The organism is Limnofasciculus baicalensis BBK-W-15, from assembly GCF_024178385.1.
GTDB classification, from domain to species: domain Bacteria; phylum Cyanobacteriota; class Cyanobacteriia; order Cyanobacteriales; family Coleofasciculaceae; genus Limnofasciculus; species Limnofasciculus baicalensis.
Genome location: NZ_JAMZMM010000736.1, coordinates 1 through 1,163 on the forward strand (window position 1 = coordinate 1; position 1,163 = coordinate 1,163).

A 1,163-nucleotide genomic window follows, 5' to 3' on the forward strand; every position below is an offset into this window, starting at 1 on the left:
CCCAACTAGCTGGCAGTAAATTAACCGTATCCCGGAGAATTAAGAAAATGCCTAACCCCAGCAATAGGAATAATCCGGTTTGCATGATATTCTGCTGAATTACCGTAGGCAATGGCTTCCCGCTAATGCCCTCAATTAACAAAAATGCCAACTGACCTCCATCTAATGCTGGTAGAGGTAAGATATTAATAATAGCCAGGTTAATGCTAATCAGAGCAGCAAACTGGAACAAACTGAAAGGATCTGAACTAGCAATTTTAGATCCTATATCAATAATTGCTATTGGACCTGAAACTTGATTGGCGGTTTCCTGAAAGTTACTAATGAGCTTACCGAAACCCTGAACAATCAAAACTGTAATCCGCTGATATTCTTGAGCAGCGCTATTTAACGTTGCCATAAGATTGCCAGCAGGCTTACGAATTATCTCACCATTAAGTTGGAGTGCAACCCCAATAATTCCCTTGCCATCTGGTGCCAATCCTGGGGTTAAATTGATATCGAGGATTGTTTCCTCTCGCTGAACTTTCAGGCTGAGGGATTTGTTAGGCGAGTTTTGAATTTTTTGCTGTAGATAAATAAGCCCATCTTGACCTAATGGCAAATCTTGACTGTTAACGGAAAGAATGACATCATCTGCTTTAATTCCTGCATTTTCGGCAACCAAACTACTTTGTGGGGCTACCGAAGAAATTAGAACACCCGGTTTTTCAACAAAGTCTGGAATACCTACTATTCCAGACTGAACTACCAACAAAAAGTAAGCAAAGATTAAATTAGCAATCACACCTGCACTGATGACAATTGCTCGATCTAAAATAGGTCGATTGCTCAGTAAATTCGGGTCATCCAGAGGAATATCGCTATCGGGATCCTCATCGGGAAAGCCAACGAAACCTCCTAGAGGCAAGGCACGCACCGCGTACTCCGTTTGGGAACCCTGATACTTCCAGAGAATCGGACCAAAGCCGACAGAAAAGCGATTAGCGTAGATACCTTGGAGACGAGCCGCCATAAAGTGACCCAGCTCATGGACTACAATCAAAACTGCCAAGACTGCGATCGCCGCCAATACCGCCAAAAATGTCATACAAATAATTACTTTAAGGATAAATAAGCCCATCTTGACCTAATGGCAAATCTTGACTGTTAACGGAAAGAAT

The 1,163-nt window shown here is 42.3% G+C and carries 1 protein-coding gene; it reads right to left on the minus strand.

Annotated features, from left to right (window positions below; translation table 11 throughout):
- The coding region (rseP, locus tag NJ959_RS29845; protein ID WP_254015385.1) for an RIP metalloprotease RseP at positions 1–1,081 on the minus strand (1,081 nt) is incomplete at its 3' end.
- Positions 1,082–1,163: the final 82 nt, after the last annotated feature.